This is a genomic window from Pseudomonas laurylsulfativorans (assembly GCF_002906155.1).
GTDB classification, from domain to species: domain Bacteria; phylum Pseudomonadota; class Gammaproteobacteria; order Pseudomonadales; family Pseudomonadaceae; genus Aquipseudomonas; species Aquipseudomonas laurylsulfativorans.
In genome coordinates, this window is the sequence record NZ_MUJK01000003.1 from 525,457 (window position 1) to 544,141 (window position 18,685).

The following is an 18,685-nucleotide window of genomic DNA, read 5'->3' on the forward strand; positions in this document are numbered from 1 at the left end:
CCGAAATGGCAGCCGACGGCTTTTTCCGGATCGCGCTGGGCGTCGAATACAAAGGCTCGCGCTACCGCGGCTGGCAGCGCCAGGCGTCCGGGGTGCTCACCGTGCAGGAAACCCTCGAAAACGCCTTGTCCAAAGTCGCCGACTCCCCCGTTTCGCTGATGTGCGCCGGGCGTACCGACGCCGGGGTGCATGCCTGCGGACAGGTGGTGCATTTCGACACCCAGGTCGAGCGTTCGATGAAGGCCTGGACCATGGGTGCCAACATTAACTTGCCCCACGATGTCAGCGTCAGTTGGGCCAAAGTCATGCCGGCGCATTTTCATGCGCGGTTCAAGGCCATTGCCCGGCGTTATCGCTACGTGATCTACAACGATCAGATCCGCCCGGCGCACTTGAACGAAGAAGTGACCTGGAACCACCGTCCGCTGGACGTCGAGCGGATGGCCGAGGCTGCCCAGTACTTGCTCGGTATCCATGATTTCAGCGCATTCCGCGCCGGCCAGTGCCAGGCCAAGTCGCCGATCAAGGAGTTGCATCACCTGCGCGTCACGCGCCACGGCAAGATGATCGTGCTGGATATTCGCGCCAGCGCCTTCCTGCATCACATGGTGCGCAACATTGCCGGCGTGCTGATGACCATTGGCACCGGTGAGCGCCCGGTGGAGTGGATGAAAGAAGTGCTGGAGAGCCGGATTCGCCGGACCGGTGGCGTGACGGCGCATCCGTTCGGTCTGTATCTGGTGCAGGTCGAGTACCGTGACGAGTTCGAATTGCCCGAGCGTTACATCGGTCCACACTTCCTGACCGGCTTCTCGGAACTTGGCGGCTGACGCCCTCGAATGCTTTTGTTACCATCCGGGACTTTCCCGGATTTGTCTTGGAGTTGTGTCGACATGTCAGCCGTTCGCAGCAAGATCTGTGGGATTACCCGCATGGAAGATGCGTTGGCAGCCGTCGAGGCCGGGGCGGATGCCATCGGATTCGTGTTCTACGCCAAAAGCCCTCGTGCGGTGACGTTCCAGCAGGCGCGCTCGATCATCCAGGGGCTGCCGCCGTTCGTGACCACCGTGGGCTTGTTCGTCAATGCCAGCCGTTGCGAATTGGGTGAACTGCTCGATGCGGTGCCCCTGGACCTGCTGCAGTTTCACGGCGATGAAAGCGCGGCAGAGTGTGGAGGTTGGCACCGTCCGTACATCAAGGCGCTGCGGGTCAAGGCGGGTGATGATATCGCCGCGGCCTGTGATGCCTATGCCAGTGCCAGCGGAATCTTGCTCGATACCTATGTCGAAGGCGTTCCTGGAGGAACCGGTGAGGCATTTGACTGGTCACTGATACCGCAAGGCTTGAGTAAGCCGATCATTCTGGCCGGCGGTCTGACACCGGATAACGTCGCCGAAGCGGTAGTGCGCGTTCGGCCTTATGCCGTGGATGTCAGCGGCGGGGTAGAGGCGAGCAAGGGCATCAAGGATCACGCAAAGATTCAGGCATTTATCAAAGCGGTACGCGGTAGCACCTGTTGATGTGACGGCTGGCAGACTGCCGCCGTCCACTGCACTGTACAAAGCGGATGCACTGCACACAGCAGGCAAATCCGAGGGTTTGTGGTTGCACGCAGGTCATGTTTCGCGCTGACCGTGGCAGTCCATCGACCGTCGTCGCACACATGAATTTAGCGCTAGGGCATACACGGGGCTGCGAACCAGAGCGTTCGGGCCGCCGGTACTGGAGAAAGAAAGCATGAGCAACTGGTTAGTAGACAAACTGATCCCTTCGATCATGCGTTCCGAGGTCAAGAAGAGCTCGGTGCCTGAAGGTCTTTGGCACAAATGCCCGTCTTGCGAGGCGGTGCTGTATCGTCCGGAGTTGGAAAAGACCCTGGACGTTTGCCCCAAGTGCAACCATCACATGCGCATTGGCGCCCGCGCCCGTATCGACATCTTCCTCGACGTTGAAGGCCGTACCGAACTGGGTGCTGACCTGGAGCCGGTTGACCGTCTGAAGTTCCGCGACGGCAAGAAGTACAAGGACCGCCTGACCGCTGCACAAAAGCAGACCGGTGAAAAAGACGCGCTGGTTTCCATGAGCGGTACTTTGCTGGGCATGCCGATTGTAGTTTCGGCGTTCGAGTTTTCCTTCATGGGTGGTTCGATGGGCGCCATCGTCGGTGAGCGCTTCGTTCGCGCCGCCAACTACGCCCTGGAAAAACGTTGCCCGATGGTCTGCTTCTCCGCCTCCGGTGGTGCGCGGATGCAGGAAGCGCTGATCTCCCTGATGCAGATGGCCAAGACCTCCGCGGTGCTGGCGCGTCTGCGCGAAGAGGGTATCCCGTTCATCTCCGTGCTGACCGACCCGGTCTACGGTGGCGTTTCGGCCAGTCTGGCGATGCTGGGCGATGTGATTGTCGGCGAGCCGAAGGCGTTGATCGGTTTTGCCGGTCCGCGTGTGATCGAGCAAACCGTGCGCGAAAAACTGCCGGAAGGCTTCCAGCGCAGCGAGTTCCTGCTGGAGCACGGTGCCATCGACATGATCATCGACCGTCAGGAGTTGCGCCCGCGTCTGGGTAACCTGCTGGCGCAAATGATGGGCCTGCCGACGCCGAAGTTCGTGGCTGCGCCTATCGAGCCAATCGTGGTTCCACCGGTACCTGCCAGCCTATGACCCAACGTACCCTTGGCGAATGGCTCGCCTACCTTGAGCAGTTGCACCCTTCAGCCATCGATATGGGGCTGGAGCGGTCGCAGCAGGTAGCGTCCCGCATGGGGCTGGGCAAGCCGGCGCCTCGGGTGATTACGGTGACCGGGACCAACGGCAAGGGTTCTACCTGTGCGTTCGTGGCGTCCTTGCTGCGGGCGCAGGGCTTGAAAGTGGGGGTTTACAACTCCCCGCACCTGCTGCGTTACAACGAGCGGGTAACGGTCAATGGCGTCGAAGCCACGGATGCCGAGCTTTGCGAGGCCTTTGCCGCGGTAGAGGCTGGTCGCGGCGATACTTCCCTCACCTACTTCGAGATGGGCACCCTGGCGGCATTCTGGCTGTTCCAGCGCTCCGGGCTCGATGCGGTGGTGCTGGAAGTCGGTCTGGGCGGTCGCCTGGATACGGTCAATGTGGTGGACGCCGACATGGCGCTGGTCACCAGTATTGGCGTCGATCATGCGGACTACCTCGGTGATACCCGAGAGTCCGTGGCTTTCGAGAAAGCCGGTATTTTCCGTCAGGGCGCTCCGGCGCTCTGCGGTGATCTGAATCCTCCACAACCCCTGCTGGATAAAGTGCGCGAGCTCAATTGCCCGTTTTTCCTGCGTGGCCGCGATTTTGACCTCGGCGTCACCGATCACAACTGGCAGTGGCGAGGTGTCGATGCGCAAGGGCGTGCAGTCGAGTTGCGCGATCTGCCGCTGCTTGATCTGCCGATGGAAAACGCAGCGCTGGCGTTGCAGGCTTACCTGTTGCTCGGTCTGCCTTGGGTGGATGCGCAGATTGTCGAAGCGCTGCGGGCAGCGAAGGTGGTCGGTCGCCTGGATCGCCGCGAGATCGAGTGGCAAGGCAAACGTTTGAATTTGTTGCTGGATGTGGGGCATAACCCGCATGCCGCGGAGTATCTGGCCCGTCGTCTGGCCAGCCGTCCACCGGTCGGCAAACGTCTGGCGGTGTTCGGGCTGTTGGCAGACAAGGATCTGGATGGTGTTGTCGGCGAATTGAATGCTAGTGTCCAGCACTGGGCTATCGCACCACTGGATTCGCCTCGAGCGCGTCCGGTTGCGGATCTGCGCGATGCGTTGCAAGGTCTTGGTGCTTCGGTCGCGTCTTACGAAAGTGTGGCGGCGGCTCTGGAAGGGCAGTGCGCGCAGGCCACGAGCGACGACGAAATCCTGTTGTTCGGATCATTTTATTGTGTCGCCGAGGCCCTTGAATGGCTGGCCCGGCGCTCCACGGAGGACGCGGCAAATGGCATTGCTGGATAAGGCATACAAGCAGCGCATGGTTGGCGCCCTGGTGTTGGTCGCGCTGGCGGTGATTTTTCTGCCGATGCTGTTTTCCCGCCAGGACGAACAGCGCCAGGTGACGGTCGAAGCGCCGGCGGCTCCGCAGGCGCCTGCGATGCCCCAGGTGCAGGTCGAGCCCGTGGCGGTGCCTGAGCCGCAAGCCTTGCCTCAGGAACCCGTGCCGAGCGATGACGACATCGCCCAGCAGGAATCGACGGCGCCAGTTGCGCCAGTTGCGCCAGTTGCGCCGGTGGCTCCTGCGCCTGCTGCCAAACCGGTTACACCGCCACAAGCACCGGCGCCGGTCCCGGCTCTGGCCGCCAAGCCTGCGACCGCGCCTGCCCAGCCCATCACAGCGGCACCTGGCAAGCCGGACACCACGCAAAGCCGTGTCGATGCCAATGGCTTGTCTGTCAGTTGGTCGGTGCAACTGGCCAGTCTGTCGAATCGTGAAAGCGCGGAAAAACTTCAGAAAACCTTGCGCAGCCAGGGTTACAACGCCTACATCCGTACCGCCGACGGCAAAAATCGGGTGTTTGTCGGGCCGCTGATCGAGCGTGCCGAAGCCGACCGGCTGCGTGACTTGCTTAACCGCCAGCAGAACCTAAAGGGGTTTGTCGTGCGCTTTCAACCGGAACGTGGCTAAAACTATCGCCCCGATATGAAATGCACTGACAATCGCAGCTTACCGATAAGCATGGGCTCTGCTAAAATGCGCCGCCTTATCCGTCTGTAGGCTGTACTGTGCCATTTACCTGGGTTGACTGGGCGATCGTAGCAATCGTCGCCATCTCCGCATTGATCAGTCTGAGCCGCGGCTTCGTCAAAGAAGCACTGTCGCTGGTGACCTGGATCATCGCAGGAGTCGTTGCCTGGATGTTCGGTGGTTCACTGTCCGAGTACCTCAGCGGGTACATTCAAACGCCATCAGCCCGTATAATCACGGGCTGTGCCATCATGTTTGTCGCCACTTTAATCGTAGGCGCCATGATCAATTATCTTATCGGCGAACTGGTTCGCGTCACCGGGCTCTCCGGGACGGACCGATTCCTCGGCATGGCCTTCGGCGCCGCGCGTGGCGGGTTGCTGGTGGTTATCGCCGTCGGGCTGTTGAGCCTGGGGCCGGTACAGCAGGACGGGTGGTGGAAAGAGTCACAGCTCGTGCCAAAATTTCTATTGGTCGCCGATTGGTCCAAAAACCTGATCCTCGGGTGGAGCAGTCAGTGGCTTGCCAGCGGAATCAGCGTACCCGCTGATATTCCGTTCAAGGAGCAACTCTTGCCGACGGCCAAAACGCCTCAGTGAGTAGTGCTCAGTTCAGATCCATTAAGTAGGGGTTGCGTCGCATGTGTGGCATCGTCGGTATCGTCGGTAAGTCGAACGTCAATCAGGCGCTGTATGACGCGCTAACCGTCCTCCAGCACCGCGGCCAGGACGCTGCCGGTATCGTGACCAGTCATGATGGCCGGTTATTCCTGCGCAAGGACAACGGCCTGGTGCGTGACGTGTTCCAGCAGCGTCACATGCAGCGCCTGGTCGGTCACATGGGCATTGGCCATGTGCGTTATCCGACCGCGGGCAGCTCGACCTCGGCCGAAGCTCAACCGTTTTACGTCAACTCGCCTTACGGCATCACCCTGGCGCACAACGGTAACCTGACCAACGTTGAACAGCTGGCCAAGGAGATTTACGAATCTGACCTGCGCCACGTCAACACCAGCTCCGATTCGGAAGTGCTGCTCAACGTGTTCGCGCACGAACTGGCCCAGCGCGGCAAGTTGCAGCCGACCGAAGAAGACGTGTTCGCCGCCGTCACCGACGTGCACAATCGTTGCGTCGGTGGTTATGCCGTCGTAGCGATGATCACCGGCTACGGCATCGTCGGCTTCCGCGACCCGCACGGCATCCGCCCGATCGTTTTCGGCCAGCGTCACACCGACGAAGGCGTCGAGTACATGATCGCCTCGGAAAGCGTTTCCCTGGACGTGCTCGGTTTCACCCTGATTCGCGACCTGGCGCCGGGCGAAGCGGTCTACATCACTGAAGAGGGCAAGCTGTACACCCGTCAGTGCGCGACCAACCCGTCCCTGACCCCGTGCATCTTCGAACACGTCTACCTGGCGCGTCCGGATTCGATCATCGACGGCGTATCGGTCTACAAGGCCCGTCTGCGCATGGGTGAGAAGCTGGCCGAGAAGATCCAGCGCGAGCGTCCGGATCACGACATCGACGTGGTCATCCCGATTCCGGACACCAGCCGCACCGCCGCGCTGGAACTGGCGAACCACCTGGGCGTGAAGTTCCGCGAAGGCTTCGTGAAGAACCGCTACATCGGCCGGACCTTCATCATGCCGGGCCAGGCCGCGCGGAAAAAATCCGTACGCCAGAAGCTCAATGCCATCGAACTGGAATTCCGCGGCAAGAACGTGATGCTGGTGGACGACTCCATCGTTCGCGGTACCACGTGCAAGCAGATTATCCAGATGGCCCGCGAAGCCGGCGCCAAGAACGTTTACTTCTGCTCCGCGGCGCCAGCGGTTCGCTACCCGAACGTCTACGGCATCGACATGCCGAGCGCTCACGAGCTGATCGCCCACAACCGTTCGACCCAGGACGTGGCTGACCTGATCGGTGCCGACTGGCTGATCTATCAGGATCTGCCTGACTTGATCGAAGCGGTCGGTGGCGGCAAGATCAAGATCGACAAGTTCGATTGCGCGGTGTTCGACGGCCAGTACGTGACCGGCGACGTCGACGAGGCTTACCTGAACAAGATCGAACAGGCACGCAACGATGCCTCCAAGGTCAAGACGCAGGCAGTCAGCGCGATCATCGATCTGTACAACAACTGAGTAATTACCGGCCCTGAGGGGCCGGTTTTGTATCCGGCTTTTAATTTACGAGAATAGGGAAAGGAGTGACAGCATGAGTCAGGATTGGGATGCCGGTCGGTTGGACAGCGACCTCGAAGGCGTAGCGTTCGATACCCTGGCCGTACGTGCCGGTCAGCACCGTACGCCGGAAGGCGAACACGGTGATCCGATGTTCTTCACTTCCAGCTATGTATTCCGCACCGCCGCCGACGCAGCCGCGCGTTTTGCCGGGGAAGTACCAGGCAACGTTTACTCGCGCTACACCAACCCGACCGTACGCGCCTTCGAAGAGCGCATCGCCGCCCTGGAAAGCGCCGAGCAAGCCGTGGCCACGGCCACTGGCATGGCTGCGATCATGGCGGTGGTGATGAGCCTGTGCAGCGCCGGCGATCACGTATTGGTGTCGCGCAGCGTGTTCGGCTCGACCATCAGCCTGTTCGAGAAGTACTTCAAGCGTTTCGGCATCGAAGTCGATTACGTGGCCCTGGCGGATTTGTCCGGCTGGGACGCGGCGATCCAGGCCAACACCAAGCTGCTCTTCGTCGAGTCGCCGTCCAACCCGCTGGCTGAGTTGGTCGACATCGCCGAACTGGCGAAAATCGCTCACGCCAAAGGCGCGATGCTGGTGGTCGACAACTGCTTCTGCACCCCGGCATTGCAACAGCCGCTGAAAATGGGCGCGGACATCGTCGTGCACTCGGCCACCAAGTTCATCGACGGCCAGGGCCGTTGCATGGGGGGCGTGGTCGCCGGTCGCAGCGAGCAGATGAAAGAAGTCGTGGGCTTCCTGCGTACCGCAGGGCCGACCCTGAGCCCGTTCAACGCCTGGATTTTCCTCAAGGGCCTGGAAACCCTGAACCTGCGGATGAAGGCGCATTGCGCCAACGCTCAGCAGTTGGCCGAATGGCTGGAGCAGCAGGAAGGCATCGAGAAAGTCCATTACGCCGGCCTGAAGAGCCATCCGCAGCACGAACTGGCACTGCGTCAGCAGAAGGGCTTCGGTGCGGTCGTCAGTTTTGAGGTGAAGGGTGGTAAAGAGGGTGCCTGGCGCTTTATCGATGCCACGCGCCTGATTTCGATCACCGCCAACCTGGGCGACAGCAAAACTACCATCACGCATCCGAGCACCACGTCCCATGGTCGCTTGGCGCCACAAGAGCGTGAAGCGGCGGGCATTCGTGACAGCCTGATCCGCGTTGCGGTCGGTCTGGAAGACGTGGCGGACCTGCAAGCCGATCTGGCGCGCGGTCTGGCTGCGTTGTGATCGAGTTGTCGGTGCCGGCCACCGGCTCAAATGGCCGTGTAGCACTGGTGACCGGTGCTGCGCGCGGTATCGGCCTGGGGATCTCGGCCTGGCTGATCAGCGAAGGCTGGCAAGTCGTGCTGACGGATCTGGATCGGGAGCGCGGTTCGAAAGTGGCGAAGGTGCTGGGCGACAGCGCCTGGTTCATCGCCATGGATGTCTCGAATGAAGGGCAGGTCGCGCTGGGCGTGGCCGAGGTGCTCGGCCAGTTCGGGCGCCTGGATGCACTGGTCTGCAATGCTGCGGTTGCCGATCCGCACAACATCACGCTGGAAAGCCTGGATCTGGCTCACTGGAATCGGGTGTTGGCGGTGAACCTCAGTGGGCCGATGTTGCTGGCCAAGCACTGTGCACCCTATCTGCGTGCTCACAGCGGTGCCATCGTCAATCTGGCCTCGACCCGCGCCGGGCAGTCTGAGCCCGACACCGAGGCTTATGCGGCGAGCAAGGGCGGCTTGTTGGCCCTGACTCACGCATTGGCCATCAGTCTTGGCCCGGAGATCCGGGTCAATGCCGTCAGTCCTGGCTGGATCGATGCGCGCGACCCTTCGGTGCGGCGTGCCGAACCATTGACCGAGGCCGATCATGCCCAGCATCCGGCGGGCAGGGTGGGGACAGTCGAGGATGTGGCGGCGATGGTGGCCTGGCTGCTGTCGAGGAATGCCGGATTTGTCACCGGCCAGGAATTCGTGGTCGATGGCGGCATGACCAAGAAGATGATTTACAGCGCGTAGGTCGAGCCTTTATCAAGACGTTGGCGTTAGATGTACCATCGTCTTCGCGAGCAAGCCCGCTCCCACATTTGGAATTTATTCCCCTGTGGGAGCGGGCTTGCTCGCGAAAGCGGTCTTACTGCATATACATAATTTTGTCTTTTTTAGAAAAACTTCAATCCTGCTATTGACTTAGGTTCGCTACCTGCGTAAATTTCGCGGCCTCGGAGATGCAAACGGGTGATTAGCTCAGCTGGGAGAGCGTCTGCCTTACAAGCAGAATGTCGGCGGTTCGATCCCGTCATCACCCACCACTCCCGAGATACTTGCGAAAGCAAGAGGTAGGCTGAAATGCCTCCACCGACGCGCAGCGGTAGTTCAGTCGGTTAGAATACCGGCCTGTCACGCCGGGGGTCGCGGGTTCGAGTCCCGTCCGCTGCGCCATATTTTCCGAGTCAGGCTTGCCCTGCTTCGAGATTGAAAAGCTACTGAGTTTTCAATCAGACGAGTTACTTGGACGCAAGTCCAAAGCGATACGCAGCGGTAGTTCAGTCGGTTAGAATACCGGCCTGTCACGCCGGGGGTCGCGGGTTCGAGTCCCGTCCGCTGCGCCATATCTGCCCCGAGGCCCACTGAACGCCTTGGAGCTACGAAGAAGCCACTGGTTACTTCGAGTCGATAGCAAAGACCCTGGTCGAAAGGCCGGGGTTTTTTGTTTCTGCGATTTGGCTTTTCTCCTTCCTCGCGACCCTCAGGGTTTCCCATCTGCTGACCTGGCGCGGATGCCCGATGACTCCCGAAAATCTCTCTCAATAACCCGCAGCCTCGTCAAGCCGGCGCCTGCGCGGCCGAAATTCCTGCCTGTCATTAAACAACTCAAGCATTTACCAGGTGCAATTCGCACAAAGGGCTTGGTTTGCCCTCGCAACACTAATTAGAATGAGTCGCATTTAAAATGTTTCTTCGCCCAGGGTTTCTTTAGATGAGTGATGCAGCGATGCCGCCGGAGCAAGCCTTCCACGACCTGTATCGCGACCATCGGGGCTGGCTCGAAGGCTGGTTGAGACGACGCATGAGCAATGGCTGCGATGCGGCGGACCTGAGCCAGGACACCTTCGTTCGTATACTCGCCAGCTCTCAGCGCATCGCCGACCTACAAGAGCCTCGCGCCTACCTGGCGACAGTCGGCAAGCGGCTGCTGGCCAACTTCTACAAGCGCCGCAGCCTGGAGCAAGCCTATCTCGATGCATTGGCGTTGCTGCCTGAGGAATGCGTGCCGTCCCCGGAACAGCGCTGGATCCTGCTGGAAACCCTGCAAGCCCTGGACGAATTGCTCGATGGATTGCCGGGCCTGGTACGCCGAGCGTTTCTCTTGAGTCAGCTGGAAGGCCTGGGCTATCAAGAGATCGCCGAACGTCTGCAAGTCTCGGAACGTACGATCAAGCGCTACATGGCTCAAGCCTACGAACATTGCCTGCTGGTGGAACTGTGAGCGGTTCACCACCTTCGGCCCAGGCCCGACAAGTCGTGCGGGCTGCCGCGCAGTGGCTGGCCCTCATGGAATCCGGCTGCGCCAATGAGCAGGACCGGGCGCAGCTGCAGAGCTGGCGCGATGGTCATTCCAGTCATGAGCAGGCCTGGCAGAAAGCGCAACTCTTGCGCCAACGTTTTGCCGACCTGCCATCGACCCTTGCCATGGCCAGTCTGGACCGGCCGCAAGCCAGTCGACGCGCAGTGCTCAAACGAGCCGTCGGGGCGGTGGCGTTGCTGCCGACCGCGTGGTTGATCAGCCGGCAGTTGCCTCTGGATATCTGGAGTGCCGACCTGCGCACCGCCACAGGGGAAAGCAAAAAGGTCCCGTTGGCCGATGGCAGCTCTGTGCAACTGAACACAGCCAGTGTCGTCGATATCGACCTCAAGAACCGGCGTCTGAAATTGGTAGAAGGTGAAATCGCACTGAATGTGCCAGGGACTTCGCCGCTGACGATCCTCACGCGTTTCGGGCAAGTGACTGTCAGTCAGAGCGAAGTGTGTGTTCGTCAGGGGCAGACGGGCTGCAAGGTGTCAGTGCTTCGAGGCTCGGTGCAGTTGCAGCCTCTGCACGGGCCGGTCTTTTCGTTGCGCGGCGGCCAGCAAGTCATCCTCCAAGCGGCGGGTGCTGGCGCTGTGGAGCCATTCGACGTGCTGGCTCCTGGCTGGCGTGAGGGTGTGCTGATGGCGCAAAACCAGCCCTTGGGGGATTTCCTGCGCGAACTCAGCACCTATCGTCCGGGCGTGTTGCGTTGGGAGCCAGAGCTGGAATCGCTGCGCATCACCGGCAGCTTTCGCCTGGAAGATACCGATCGCATCCTTGCGCTTCTGGCGGTCAGCCTGCCGCTGGAGGTGCATTCGCGTACGCGTTATTGGGTAACGCTGGTGCCGCGCAAAAATAGTGTTTAACGCGTGTCCCCTTTTTTCGCGCCGCTTGTCATTCAAGGCAGGTGAAACGAAATCAGAGAGATTCTCAATGACCGCAGTGATGTCTAGCAGTATGCGTCCGGCTCCATCCAGGTTGCGCCCGTTGTTGCACTTGAGCCTGTTGTTGAGCCTCAGTGCCTGTCCGTTGTTTATCACTACCGGTTGGGCTGAAGACGCGCCACGCCGCAGCTATCAGGTGCCAGCCGGTAGCCTCGGCGCTGCGCTGACCCGTTTCGCGGGGTTGGCCGGGGTCAATCTGTCCGTGGACCCGGCACTGGTGAGCGGGCGCACCAGCCCAGGCCTTTCCGGCGACTTCGCGGTGGAGGAGGGCTTCGCCCAGCTGCTGCAGGGTTCGGGTCTGCAACTGCAGCCGGTGGGGGAACAGGCGTACATGCTGACCCCGGCGCCAACAGGCAGCACCCTGCAACTGGGCGCTACCTCCATTTATGCGACGGCGGACACGGCGCACGGTGATCCGTATGTCGGCGGGCAGGTGGCACGCCGTGGATCGCAAGGCTTGCTGGGCTCGAAAGATTTCATGGAGACGCCGTTCAGCGAGACCACCTACACCAGTGAGTTGGTGAAAAACCTGCAGGCTCGTACCTTGGGCGATCTCGTCGCCAGCGATCCCTCGGTTCGCGCCACCAACCCGGCGGGAGGGCGGTATGAGCAATTCACCATTCGCGGGCTCAGCCTGTTTAACAGTGATGTCTCCTACAACGGTCTGTACGGCATTCTGCCGACGTACACCATCGACATGGAGATGGCCGACCGCGTCGACATCCTCAAAGGCCCGAGCCAGCTGATCAATGGCATCTCGCCCCGGGGCAGCGTGGGTGGCGGGATCAACGTGGTGCCAAAGCGCGCCACCGACGTGCCGATTACTTCGTTTACCGGCAACTATGCTTCCGACAGCCAGGTCGGCGGGGCCGTGGATATCGGTCGGCGCTTTGGTGAGGGTGACATGTTCGGTGTTCGTTTCAACGGCGTGAAGCAGTCCGGCGACACCGAATGGGATCACCAGAGTGTTGATCGCGAGATGGCTGTGCTGGGTCTGGATTTTAGCGGTGAACGCCTGCGGCTCTCGACGGACATCGGACATAACGAGCGTGACACCGACGCCCCGCAGGAGCGTGTGCAGGTGGGCGCCAAGGCTGAGGTTCCGCACGCCAGCGATGTTCGCCACAACTATGCGCAGTCGTGGAGCAAGGCGCGTACCAGGGACACGTTCGGTACGGTGACCGGCGAGTACGATGTCAGCGATTCCGTCATGGTGTACGGCGGTGCGGGCGCGCGTAAAAGTAATCATGACTTCCTTCGGCACGCCGTAGCGGTCAGCAACAACGCGGGCGATTTCAGCGTTCAGCCACGTGACTTCACCCGTGACGAAAATGTCCGCACGGCCAATGCCGGGGTGCGCAACTGGTTCCATACCGGTCCGGTGAGCCATGAAATCAACCTGGCTGCCAGCTATTTCTACATGGACTTCGAAAACGGCGGCGCCCGTTATGCCGCCGCCCCGAGCAACATCTACAACCCGGTGCAAACACCGACACCCAACACGCCCACGCGCCTTGATTCTGAGGTGTATACCGAGAACCGTTCCAGCAGCGTGGCGTTGGCCGACACCTTGGGGTTCTTCGATGATCGGGTACTGCTGACCATTGGCGCCCGCTGGCAGCGAGTGCAGGTTGATGACTGGACGGATAATGTCAAAGGCGACACGGGCTACGATGAAGAAAAGATTTCACCCTCGGGCGGCATTCTGTTCAAGGCCACCGATAAGCTGTCGTTGTATGCCAACTACATGGAAGGCCTGAGCCAGGGCAAGATCGCGCCGTCGACCTCGGTGAACGAAGACGAGATCTTCCCGCCATTCATCAGTCGGCAGGTCGAGGTCGGTGCCAAATATGATGCGGGTGCGTTCGCCATCACCACCGCAGTGTTCCGGATCAAGCAGCCGGCCTATGAAACCAACGCCACGACGCGAGTGTTCGGCCCGAACGGCAAACGCGAAAACACCGGTGTTGAAGTCAGTGTGTTCGGTGAGCCGCTCGACGGTTTCCGCCTGCTCGGTGGCGTGATGTACATCGACAGCGAGTTGACCAACACCACCAACGGCACCTTTGACGGCAACCGCGCGCCCGCCACGCCGGAGTACAACGTCAACCTCGGTGCCGAGTGGGACGTGCCAAACGTACAAGGCCTGACCCTGACCAGCCGCGGCATGTATTCGAGCTCGCAGTACCTGGACCAGTCCAATAACAAGGAAATCGATGCCTGGACGCGTATCGACGTGGGCGTGCGCTACGCCTTCAAGGTCGAAGAAAAGAACATCACCCTGCGCGCCAATGTCGAAAACGTGGCCGATAAGCGCTACTGGAGTTCGGCCGGGGCTTCGGATGACAGCGAGCCTGGATTGACGCTCGCGACCCCACGAACCTACCTGCTTTCGGCGACCGTCGACTTCTGAATCGATTCAACCGTGGGTTGCGCCACAGGGAAGGGCGCTACCGAGTTGTGTCATGAATCGATTGCAGAGGACCAAAGCATGCTCGGCCTGACTTACCCGCTCGAGAAAGAGCCGCTCAACACGCCCTCCAGGCGCACGCTGCTGCGCCTGTCCCTGGGCCTGCTTGCACTGAGGTTGACCCCGTCGGCGTGGGCTCGCGCCGACGCCGCGACGCTGCGGGTGATCACCCTGTTTCAGGGGGCCACGGACAGCGCCGTGGCGTTGGGCATTACACCGTGCGGCATCGTCGATTCCTGGAGTGAAAAACCCACCTATCGGTATCTGCGCTCGGCGCTGGAGCCTGTGCCCCATGTCGGACTGGAAACCCAGCCCAGCCTTGAGGACATCGCGCTGCTCAAGCCGGACGTGATCATCGCCTCGCGCTTTCGCCATGAACGCATCGCACCCTTGCTCAAGCAGATCGCCCCAGTGGTGATGCTGGAGGAAGTCTTCGAGTTCAAAAAGACCCTGGCGTTGATGGGCCTGGCCTTGCACCGCCAGCAGCGCGCCGACGAGGTGTTGGCCCGCTGGCAGCTGCGCACGGCACAACTGCGCCAGCAACTGCAGCACAAGTTCGCCGGGCGCTGGCCGCCCACGGTGTCGATTCTGGATATTCGTGAAGACCATATCCGCAGTTATTTGCCGGCCAGCTTTCCAGGTTCGGTGATCACCGAACTGGGGTTCGGCTGGAGTGAGACCAGTCGGGCGGCGAGCGGGGTATCGATCAAACTCACCAGCAAGGAAAGTCTGGCGGTGGTCAATGCCGACATCTTCTTTGTCTTCTTGCGCGCGGAGAAACCGGCAGTGCAGCGAAACTATGAAAGCCTGGTGCAGCATCCGCTGTGGCAGCAAATGCGTGCGCCGCAACAGGGCCTGGTGTGGCGGGTCGATGGGGTGGCCTGGAGCCTGTCGGGCGGGATGCTCGGGGCGAACCTGATGCTCGATGACGTTGCGCGGCTGGTCACGGCGGACGTGTCCGGATGAGCAATGGTTTGAAGTTGTGCTGTGCCGCCGTCGTGTTGCTGCTCAGCGGCGTGTTGAGCCTGGCGGTCGGAGCCACCTGGATTCCGTTGTCGCACATTGCTGCAGCGTTCGTGCATCCCGATCCGCTGAGCGTCAGCCATGTGCTGGTGACCACCACGCGCCTGTCGCGCACCTTGATGGCGATGGCCGTGGGCGCGAGCCTGGCAGTGGCGGGGGCCTTGATGCAGGCGCTTACGCGCAATCCGCTGGCGTCCCCCGGGTTGTTCGGGATCAACGCCGGCGCGACTTTTTTCATCATCCTGTGCTCCTCGCTGTTTTCCCTGTCATCCCCGGATGCCTGGCTGTGGAGTGCATTCATCGGCGCGGCCGTGGCTGGCAGTCTGGTGTGGCTGATCGGCAACATGGGGCAGGGCAGTCTCAGCCCGTTACGCATTGTGCTGGCGGGTGCGGCGATGGCGGCATTGTTCTCCGCGTTCAGCCAGGCGTTGCTGGTGGTCAATCAGGATGGGCTGGACACGGTGCTGTTCTGGCTGGCGGGCTCGTTGACCGAACGCAGTCTGTCGGTCGCCGCGCCATTGCTAGTGTGTGGCGTGCTCGGGCTGCTCGGCGCGATGTTGCTGGCGGGGCAGGTCAACGTGCTGAACGCGGGAGAGGAGATTGCCACGGGCCTGGGTCAGCGGACCGGTTTGATCCGCCTGCTGATGAGCGTGCTGGTGGTCTGTCTGGCGGGCAGTGCCGTGGCATTGGCCGGCAGCATCGGCTTTATCGGCCTGCTGGTGCCGCACATGGTACGCAAGGGCCTGTCCATCGATCATCGCTGGTTGCTGCCGGGGTGTGCGCTGCTCGGCGCGATTGTCCTGCTGCTGGCCGATACCTTGTCGCGGGTGTTGATCCTGCCGCAGGAGGTCCCGGTGGGCGTGATGACGGCGCTGTTCGGCGCACCGTTCTTCATTCTGCTGGCCCGGCGTGGAGGTCGTTATGGATAAGGTCCTGACCTGGCGCCGTAGCGGTTTTTCCCGGCGGATCAATGTCGCCACATTGTGGCGGTTGCTGGCGGCGTTGATGGTGACGGCGCTGATCATGCTCGGCTCGCTGTCGCTGGGTAAAGTCATGCTGTCGCCGTTGGAGGTGCTGCGGATTTTGCTGTCAGGCCAGGACGCCAGTCTGACGTTCATCGTCGAGCAACTGCGCTTGCCGCGCATGCTGTTGGCGGCGTTGGTGGGGGCGGCGTTGTCGGTGTCGGGGTTGATTCTGCAAAGCGTCATCCGCAACCCGCTGGCATCACCTGACCTGCTGGGTATCACCAGCGGCGCCAGTGCGGCGGCGGTGCTGTACCTGTCGTTTTTCTCCGTCACGCTGGGTCAGCAGTATCTGCCGCTGGCGGCGATGCTCGGCGCGGGGCTGGCGGCATTGGCGATCTATCTGCTGGCCTGGAAGCAGGGGGCCTCACCGCTGCGCCTGGTGTTGATCGGGGTCGGTATCAGCGCAATGTTGACCGCCGCGACCACCTTCATCCTGGTCTTCAGTCCATTGACCACGACCCTGTCAGCCTATGTCTGGCTGACCGGCAGCGTGTACGGCGCCAGTTGGCCGGAACCGCTGGCGCTGGGGCGCTGGTTGTTGGGTATTTGCCCACTGCTGGTGCTGCTGGCCCGGCAGGTGATGGTGCAACAACTGGATGACCCTCTGGCCCGGGGCATTGGCGTTCGCGTGCAGTGGCTGCGCGCCGGGTTGTTGCTGGTGAGCGTGGCATTGGCCGGTGCCGCGATTGCCTGGGGCGGGGCGATTGCGTTTGTCGGGCTGATTGCGCCGCACATTGCCAAGCGTCTGGTGGCCCCGGGTTTCGGCGGTCAGGCGGTGATGGCGGCGTTGGTTGGGGCGAACCTCGTGGTGCTGGCCGACCTAGCGGGGCGCGTGCTGTTTTTGCCGCTGGATCTGCCGGCCGGGATTTTTGTCGCCGTGCTGGGCACACCCTTTTTTCTCTATTTGTTGATTAAACAGCGTCATTAAGGAATTCAACGTATGACGTCGATTGCAAGTCGCGGCCTGACCCTGAGTTATCAGCGCCAGGTCATTATTGACGCGCTGGACATGCAACTGCCCCAAGGCAAGATTTCGGTACTGATCGGCAGCAACGGCTGCGGCAAAAGCACATTGCTCAAATCCTTCGCCCGGCTGCTGAAGCCACAGCAGGGCTCGGTGATTCTCAACGGTGTGGATATTCAGCAAAAGTCCACGGCTGCCGTGGCTCGGGAGTTGGCTATTTTGCCGCAAACTCCCAGCGCGCCGGAGGGCATCACCGTCCGGCAGTTGGTGGCGCTGGGGCGTTATCCGTATCAGAGCTGGATGCAACAGTGGTCGGTGCAAGATGAAGCCATGGTCAACCGCGCGCTGACGCAAACCAGTTTGCAGGCCCTGGCGGATCGACCGGTGGACGCGTTGTCCGGCGGGCAACGCCAGCGCGCGTGGATCGCCATGACCCTGGCCCAGGACACCGGCATCGTGCTGCTCGACGAACCCACCACCTTTCTCGACCTGGCGCACCAGATCGAAGTGCTGGACCTGCTGCGCGACCTGAACCGGCTCGAAAACAAAACCATCATCATGGTGCTGCACGACCTCAACCTGGCCTGTCGTTACGCCGACCACATGGTTGCGGTGCACAACCGCACGGCCTTTGCCCAGGGGCGGCCCGATGAGGTGTTGACCGAGCCCTTGGTCAAAACCGTGTTCGACCTCAACTGCCGGATTATTGCCGATCCGTTCTTCGGGACGCCGCTGTGTATTCCGTTTGGCCGGGAATTGCCGCAATGAGTCTGGCGCGTCATTTCACAGCGTCGGAGTGGGCGGTGTTGTCCGGCGGCTTGCGGCTCAAGGACAGCGACGAGCGCGACCCGTTGCGTTCACTGATGGCCCGGGACTTGTTGCGGGAAGACGTGTGCGAGCAACTGCTGGACACCCTGGGCCCGGTGATCGGCTCGCCGACCCGGGCGATTACCGCCTCGCTGTTGGGCAAACGCTTGTCGTTTCTGGCGACCGGTGCTTGTTTGTATGCGATGTCGGTGTATGACAAAGGGCTGCTGCTGACACTCGACAACACGGTGATCGAATACAGCCATGATGACGGGGTGTGGACGTCTTCGATGCCGCTGCATCACGGTCAGCCGCTGACGTATGGGAGCAATGAACGCGAGGTCTGGCGGGAAACCTTGGTGCAGGCGTTGTTCGCTGGGCTGCTGCAGCCGTTGTGGCAAACCTTCAACCGTGTCACCGGTGTTTCCCGGCGCATCCTCTGGGAAAACACCGCCGTGCGCGTTTATTCGCTGTATGAAAAACGCATGGCGAAAATCGACGATCCATCAATACGCGAGCGTTGCGAAGCGGACTTTCAGTGGCTGATGACCCAGGCCGAACCGGCGCTGTTCGGCCTCGATTACAACCCGCTGAGCCATTTTCGCCGACCGCCGACGCTGGTGGACGAAGGTCAGCGCAGCATTCGCTTTCGCCGCACCTGTTGCTTCTACTACCTGGCCACCGAGCCTGCTGAATACTGTTCGACCTGCCCATTGCTACGCCCGGGGAAGTGCCGCTGACTGACGCGATCATCATGCTGTCGGAAACCGCATTGCGCGACTATCTTGAAATGGGACTGGTGGTGGCGCTGCCGGTGGAGCTGGCTGTGTAAATGGCACCATCCGGACTGCTGTTGCGCAAGGGCGAACACATCAGCCGGGAGTTGGGGTTGTTCATCGATCTGCTGCGTCGAAAAGTCGCGGTTTTTTGATTCCTTGGTCAGTTTTTAGTTTTCCGCGAAGGCATAAGCCTATAAACTTAACCTTTCGGTCAGCTTTGCACTGTCA

17 protein-coding genes, 3 tRNA genes and 1 pseudogene are annotated in these 18,685 nt (G+C 61.1%); all 21 read left to right on the forward strand.

The genetic code is table 11. The annotated features are described in order from the left end of the window. Nucleotides 1–5 precede the first annotated feature (5 nt). The gene (truA, locus tag B0D71_RS12825; RefSeq protein WP_103395081.1) at nt 6–830 is read left to right on the forward strand and encodes a tRNA pseudouridine(38-40) synthase TruA; all 825 of its coding nucleotides are present in this window, start codon (nt 6–8) and stop codon (nt 828–830) included. 63 nt (nt 831–893) lie between these two features. Beyond that, on the forward strand, nt 894–1,520 hold the full coding sequence (locus B0D71_RS12830) for a phosphoribosylanthranilate isomerase (protein WP_103395082.1): 627 nt from the start codon (nt 894–896) through the stop codon (nt 1,518–1,520). 217 nt (nt 1,521–1,737) lie between these two features. Further along, entirely contained in the window at nt 1,738–2,658 is a 921-nt protein-coding gene (gene accD, locus B0D71_RS12835; protein WP_007975665.1) for an acetyl-CoA carboxylase, carboxyltransferase subunit beta, read from the forward strand. Further along, complete coding sequence (gene folC, locus B0D71_RS12840) at nt 2,655–3,962, forward strand: bifunctional tetrahydrofolate synthase/dihydrofolate synthase (RefSeq protein WP_103395083.1); 1,308 nt, start codon at nt 2,655–2,657, stop codon at nt 3,960–3,962. Before accD ends, folC begins: the two co-directional genes overlap by 4 nt. After that, nucleotides 3,946–4,629: an SPOR domain-containing protein gene (locus B0D71_RS12845; protein ID WP_103395084.1), complete on the forward strand. Its 684-nt coding sequence runs from the start codon at nt 3,946–3,948 to the stop codon at nt 4,627–4,629. Before folC ends, B0D71_RS12845 begins: the two co-directional genes overlap by 17 nt. A gap of 98 nt (nt 4,630–4,727) precedes the next feature. Beyond that, nucleotides 4,728–5,288 carry a CvpA family protein gene (locus B0D71_RS12850; protein ID WP_103395085.1) on the forward strand — a complete coding sequence of 187 codons (561 nt, stop codon included), beginning with the start codon at nt 4,728–4,730 and terminating at the stop codon, nt 5,286–5,288. Between the two features lie 41 nt (nt 5,289–5,329). Next, complete coding sequence (gene purF / locus B0D71_RS12855) at nt 5,330–6,835, forward strand: amidophosphoribosyltransferase (RefSeq protein ID WP_095943671.1); 1,506 nt, start codon at nt 5,330–5,332, stop codon at nt 6,833–6,835. Between the two features lie 73 nt (nt 6,836–6,908). Further along, nucleotides 6,909–8,120 (forward strand): O-succinylhomoserine sulfhydrylase, encoded by a 1,212-nt coding sequence (locus B0D71_RS12860; protein ID WP_103395086.1) that lies wholly within the window; start codon nt 6,909–6,911, stop codon nt 8,118–8,120. After that, complete coding sequence (locus B0D71_RS12865; RefSeq protein WP_103395087.1) at nt 8,117–8,893, forward strand: SDR family oxidoreductase; 777 nt, start codon at nt 8,117–8,119, stop codon at nt 8,891–8,893. The genes B0D71_RS12860 and B0D71_RS12865 overlap by 4 nt, the downstream gene beginning before the upstream one ends. A 217-nt stretch (nt 8,894–9,110) precedes the next feature. Then, nucleotides 9,111–9,186, forward strand: a tRNA-Val gene (locus B0D71_RS12870). A gap of 53 nt (nt 9,187–9,239) precedes the next feature. Further along, nucleotides 9,240–9,316 (forward strand) — tRNA-Asp (locus B0D71_RS12875). A 93-nt stretch (nt 9,317–9,409) separates the two neighbouring features. Beyond that, nucleotides 9,410–9,486: transfer RNA gene (locus B0D71_RS12880), tRNA-Asp, on the forward strand. Nucleotides 9,487–9,854: 368 nt separating this feature from the next. Beyond that, nucleotides 9,855–10,364, forward strand: a complete 510-nt coding sequence (locus B0D71_RS12885; protein WP_103395088.1) for a sigma-70 family RNA polymerase sigma factor — start codon at nt 9,855–9,857, stop codon at nt 10,362–10,364. Then, nucleotides 10,361–11,311, forward strand: coding sequence for a FecR domain-containing protein (locus B0D71_RS12890; protein WP_103395089.1), 951 nt, complete (start codon nt 10,361–10,363; stop codon nt 11,309–11,311). Before B0D71_RS12885 ends, B0D71_RS12890 begins: the two co-directional genes overlap by 4 nt. A gap of 67 nt (nt 11,312–11,378) precedes the next feature. Then, on the forward strand, nt 11,379–13,802 hold the full coding sequence (locus B0D71_RS12895; protein ID WP_103395090.1) for a TonB-dependent receptor: 2,424 nt from the start codon (nt 11,379–11,381) through the stop codon (nt 13,800–13,802). A gap of 78 nt (nt 13,803–13,880) precedes the next feature. After that, complete coding sequence (locus B0D71_RS12900; protein WP_103395091.1) at nt 13,881–14,825, forward strand: ABC transporter substrate-binding protein; 945 nt, start codon at nt 13,881–13,883, stop codon at nt 14,823–14,825. After that, nucleotides 14,822–15,811 carry a FecCD family ABC transporter permease gene (locus tag B0D71_RS12905; protein WP_103395092.1) on the forward strand — a complete coding sequence of 330 codons (990 nt, stop codon included), beginning with the start codon at nt 14,822–14,824 and terminating at the stop codon, nt 15,809–15,811. The genes B0D71_RS12900 and B0D71_RS12905 overlap by 4 nt, the downstream gene beginning before the upstream one ends. Then, on the forward strand, nt 15,804–16,835 hold the full coding sequence (locus B0D71_RS12910) for a FecCD family ABC transporter permease (RefSeq protein WP_103395093.1): 1,032 nt from the start codon (nt 15,804–15,806) through the stop codon (nt 16,833–16,835). The genes B0D71_RS12905 and B0D71_RS12910 overlap by 8 nt, the downstream gene beginning before the upstream one ends. Before the next feature lie 12 nt (nt 16,836–16,847). After that, the gene (locus B0D71_RS12915) at nt 16,848–17,639 is read left to right on the forward strand and encodes an ABC transporter ATP-binding protein (RefSeq protein WP_103395094.1); all 792 of its coding nucleotides are present in this window, start codon (nt 16,848–16,850) and stop codon (nt 17,637–17,639) included. Next, a complete protein-coding gene (locus B0D71_RS12920) occupies nt 17,636–18,418 on the forward strand; it encodes an IucA/IucC family C-terminal-domain containing protein (protein ID WP_103395095.1) in 783 nt (260 codons plus the stop codon). The genes B0D71_RS12915 and B0D71_RS12920 overlap by 4 nt, the downstream gene beginning before the upstream one ends. After that, nucleotides 18,409–18,609, forward strand: a pseudogene (locus B0D71_RS12925) (LysR family transcriptional regulator); the annotation flags it as partial. The gene B0D71_RS12920 and the pseudogene B0D71_RS12925, both read left to right, overlap by 10 nt. Between the last annotated feature and the right edge of the window lie 76 nt (nt 18,610–18,685).

Coding starts and splice junctions, on each gene's coding strand:
- truA (WP_103395081.1), top strand. CDS start 6: ATGGCAGCCGACGGCTTTTTCCGGATCGCGCTGGGCGTCGAATACAAA.
- B0D71_RS12830 (WP_103395082.1), top strand. CDS start 894: ATGTCAGCCGTTCGCAGCAAGATCTGTGGGATTACCCGCATGGAAGAT.
- accD (WP_007975665.1), top strand. CDS start 1,738: ATGAGCAACTGGTTAGTAGACAAACTGATCCCTTCGATCATGCGTTCC.
- folC (WP_103395083.1), top strand. CDS start 2,655: ATGACCCAACGTACCCTTGGCGAATGGCTCGCCTACCTTGAGCAGTTG.
- B0D71_RS12845 (WP_103395084.1), top strand. CDS start 3,946: ATGGCATTGCTGGATAAGGCATACAAGCAGCGCATGGTTGGCGCCCTG.
- purF (WP_095943671.1), top strand. CDS start 5,330: ATGTGTGGCATCGTCGGTATCGTCGGTAAGTCGAACGTCAATCAGGCG.
- B0D71_RS12860 (WP_103395086.1), top strand. CDS start 6,909: ATGAGTCAGGATTGGGATGCCGGTCGGTTGGACAGCGACCTCGAAGGC.
- B0D71_RS12885 (WP_103395088.1), top strand. CDS start 9,855: ATGAGTGATGCAGCGATGCCGCCGGAGCAAGCCTTCCACGACCTGTAT.
- B0D71_RS12895 (WP_103395090.1), top strand. CDS start 11,379: ATGACCGCAGTGATGTCTAGCAGTATGCGTCCGGCTCCATCCAGGTTG.
- B0D71_RS12900 (WP_103395091.1), top strand. CDS start 13,881: ATGCTCGGCCTGACTTACCCGCTCGAGAAAGAGCCGCTCAACACGCCC.
- B0D71_RS12905 (WP_103395092.1), top strand. CDS start 14,822: ATGAGCAATGGTTTGAAGTTGTGCTGTGCCGCCGTCGTGTTGCTGCTC.
- B0D71_RS12910 (WP_103395093.1), top strand. CDS start 15,804: ATGGATAAGGTCCTGACCTGGCGCCGTAGCGGTTTTTCCCGGCGGATC.
- B0D71_RS12915 (WP_103395094.1), top strand. CDS start 16,848: ATGACGTCGATTGCAAGTCGCGGCCTGACCCTGAGTTATCAGCGCCAG.
- B0D71_RS12920 (WP_103395095.1), top strand. CDS start 17,636: ATGAGTCTGGCGCGTCATTTCACAGCGTCGGAGTGGGCGGTGTTGTCC.